Consider the following 3,432-nt stretch of genomic DNA (forward strand, 5'->3'; position numbering starts at 1 on the left):
ACATTTGACCCTATGACAATGGGGCATGTGAGTCTGATTAAACGCGGCTGCGAGATTTTTGACCGTGTGATTGTTGCGGTGGCGAACGATACCCCGAAGTCGCCCCTGTTTTCAATTACCGAGCGCGTGGCAATGGCGGAAGAAGTTTTTAAAGATACCCCGCAAGTAACTGTGGAACCTTTTTCCGGTTTACTTGTGGAATATGCAGAGCGACGCGGTGCACATGTTGTACTTCGCGGTTTGCGCGCTGTTTCTGATTTTGAATACGAATTCCAGCTTGCTTTGATGAACCGTAAGCTTAAAAAGCATATTCAGACTGTCTTTTTGATGACGGACTACCAGTGGCTGTACATCAGTTCCACCATTATTAAAGCAGCAGGTAAACTGGGCGGAGACATCAAAGGACTTGTTCCGGATAATGTATACCGCAAACTGCGCGAAAAATACGGGTATCCGTACCCGCTTAACTAACGTATATGTCTAAAAAAATTCCTATTGTCTGTCTGGTGGGACCTACCGGAGCAGGAAAAACTGCTGCGTCCTTTAATTTGTGTCACACGTTTAACGGTGGCGTAATTAACTTGGACTCCCGACAGGTATATCGCGATTTTCCAATAATTACTGCCCAGCCGACTGCTGAAGAACAGCAGGTGTGTCCGCATCGCCTGTATGGCTTTTTGCGGACAGAAGATAAAATTGATGTGGGTAAGTTTATGGATATGGCAACAGAAGCCATTCATGAAACCCGCGCTGAAGGATTGCTGCCGATGCTTGTGGGCGGTACCGGTTTTTATCTTAAAAGCTTGCTGGAAGGGCTGGCACAGATTCCACGGATTGATCAATCGTATACAGATGATGCAGAAGCAGAAATGGCAGAACGTGGCTCTGCTGCTATGCATGACGATTTAACAAAGATTGATCCTGATTATGCGGCTAAAATTCATTTTAACGACAGTCAGCGTATTTGTCGTGCATTGGTAGTGCATCGTGTTACCGGTAAAACTTTTACGTGGTGGCATGCGCAGCCGCTGACTCCGACACCGTTTCGTGGTGTTCGTCTTGGAATCGATGTTACATTAACCGAGCTGACTCCGCTTCTCGGTAAACGTATTGATTTGATGATTGAAGCGGGTGCCATTGAAGAGGCGCGTGAAGCTTTGAATCATAATGATGATCCAGATGCTTTTGGCTGGTCAGGAATAGGCTGTGCAGAGCTGTACCAGTACATTACTGGCGCTATCTCGTTGGATGAGTGCAAGGCTTTGTGGTTGAAAAATACCCGCGCGTATGCGAAACGACAGTTAACGTGGTTCAGGAAGGACAAAGAGATCATTTGGGTAAAACCAAAGGATTTTGAAACCATGAACCGTGAAGTTACTCGCTTTTTAGCCGAGTAACATGTGGCGGATAATAACGTCCGCACTATGAATTACCGCGTAGCGCGTGTGTGATTCTGGAAAAAATCTTTTGTCGCTGTAAAGCGATGCGGTATTCGGGGGAATGCCGGATAAAAGATATTACAAGTAAATAAAAAGGGTGAAGTGTATTACTTCGCCCTTTTTTTGTGTCGTTTTCTCTATGTATTATAATAGTAAGTAGATACGGTAAATGTGTTGACGCTTATACGTATTTATGATGGTAAACCAGTTCTTATAACTTCTAGATTGTTTCACAGAGGAATGTATGCACAAATATTTTATTCTACTTCTTGTCATGCTCTCGTTTTTATGGACGGGGTGCAGTGCAGTACATCAAAAAAATACAACAACGCTTTCTTCTTCTACTCGTATGTCTGATGAAGCGTGTAAACTGTACGTTGCAAAAATTCCTGATGCTTTTGTAGATAAAAAAGATGTTTTAGAAAAACATATAGTAAGTGCTTTGCGCAGTGGTGTGCAGGAACAACTTACAAAAATGAGCCGGATTGATTTTGGCAAAGATTGGTATATTTTCACATCCGCCGGAGTAGAGTGGACTGGTGAAAAGCAGCTAACAATACAGGTAAAGCGCTCTTTACGTAAGAACGGTGCAGAGGTTGAATGGCTGCAACGAACATATACTGCTGATATCTCAGTAAAGCACGACGATAAAAATAAACAGTATGAAGTTGGTGTTCAGCAGAATCCTGTGGTGTCCGAAGCATCTTCCGCGGGTTTTTACTCCTATGTACCTGAGGAACGATATGTTCCTTCTTACCGAAATCTGAGCAATGTGACGCCTACTCCGTGGGGAAAGCATGATATGTCCGTGATGCTCTCCTTGAGAAACATTGTACAGGATATGATGGATGCAAACGCGAACGCCATATATTACCTGAAAACGTCTCATGTAAAGTTTTGTCAGACGGTCACAGGAGACCCGCAAGATATTCGCGAAGAGTTTGCTTCATACATGGCAGAAGAAAAAAGTAACGCCGTTGTATTACCGCAAGGCGTTTTATACGAAGGGAAAATGCTTGTGCAACTGGTGGACACCATCGAGGGTGTAACCTTTATGTGGGACATTGAGCTGCCTGAAGAGGTGGGACTGTATGAAACACGATGCAAGACTGCTCTGGGTGAATGGGCAACATTGGCATTAACGAAACGATATGTGCAGGATCAGTAGGCTGTAACGCATGCGTAAAGGAAATGTGATGAAAAAAGTATCGTGTTTGTTTTTTCTTATGATGTCTTTCTGCTTTGTTGTTGCGGCGGGTGCTGCTGTTGAGTCCGACTCCCAACCTTCTGATGGTGCGCAGAAGCAGGCGGTTTCGTATCGTGATCTGTTAACGGCTCCTGCTACGACAACGTTTGTGTCTTTGGATGCATATAAAGATAAAACGCCTGTAACTTACGAGCAGCTTCAGCATTCATTTATTGAAATGCTACGCAAAACAAACATATCCGGCGGTCGGGTGTTACAGTATCACGGGTATTCTGTTTTTAAAGAATTTCAAGTGACATGGGCTGGCGAAACCAGCGCGGCAGTAACTCTTGTACAATGGTTGTATGAAAATGGTGCACCGATAGACAGCATTCGTACAACCTATTTCTTCACCTTGGGCTACTCACATGATGAAGCAAAAGGTGTTCACGAGGTACGATGTTCTGTTAACAACATGGTTGCCGAGCTTCGCAGTAATGAAGGTGTTGGAAGCCTACGTAAATATCGTGGAGCGCAATTCTGGCCTCCGCTTGCTGAAGAGCAGGATAGCCGTATGGTTTCTTTGCTTAATAAAGAATACCGCTATTTCTTTAACTCAACAGTACGGTTTGATCGGGTTGAGCCTTTTCATGAAGAAGTGATAACGGATCTTGCCCCTGAATACATTGTACAGATGTTACGGCAGCAACTGCCGGCTAAGCGTACGAATCTGACTGTGACGAATGATGGTGCCTTTTGGGGAGATGAACAGATTATTACCATTACTCCTGAGGATGGGCAGTATCG

4 protein-coding genes are annotated in these 3,432 nt (G+C 44.3%); all 4 read left to right on the forward strand.

Translation table 11 applies throughout. From position 1 onward, the window contains the following. A partial coding sequence (gene coaD, locus QZY95_RS03925) for a pantetheine-phosphate adenylyltransferase (RefSeq protein WP_290919569.1) occupies nucleotides 1–471 on the forward strand: 471 nt, incomplete at its 5' end. 5 nt (nucleotides 472–476) lie between these two features. Next, nucleotides 477–1,397 (forward strand): tRNA (adenosine(37)-N6)-dimethylallyltransferase MiaA, encoded by a 921-nt coding sequence (gene miaA / locus QZY95_RS03930; protein WP_290919571.1) that lies wholly within the window; start codon nucleotides 477–479, stop codon nucleotides 1,395–1,397. Nucleotides 1,398–1,683: 286 nt separating this feature from the next. Beyond that, nucleotides 1,684–2,607, forward strand: coding sequence for a hypothetical protein (locus tag QZY95_RS03935; protein ID WP_290919573.1), 924 nt, complete (start codon nucleotides 1,684–1,686; stop codon nucleotides 2,605–2,607). A gap of 28 nt (nucleotides 2,608–2,635) precedes the next feature. After that, nucleotides 2,636–3,432, forward strand: a 797-nt coding sequence (locus QZY95_RS03940) for a hypothetical protein (protein WP_290919575.1), incomplete at its 3' end; no start/stop codon positions are given.

It is taken from the genome of Halodesulfovibrio sp. (assembly GCF_015482765.1).
Classification (GTDB): Bacteria; Desulfobacterota; Desulfovibrionia; order Desulfovibrionales; family Desulfovibrionaceae; genus Halodesulfovibrio.

Coding starts and splice junctions, on each gene's coding strand:
- miaA (WP_290919571.1), top strand. CDS start 477: ATGTCTAAAAAAATTCCTATTGTCTGTCTGGTGGGACCTACCGGAGCA.
- QZY95_RS03935 (WP_290919573.1), top strand. CDS start 1,684: ATGCACAAATATTTTATTCTACTTCTTGTCATGCTCTCGTTTTTATGG.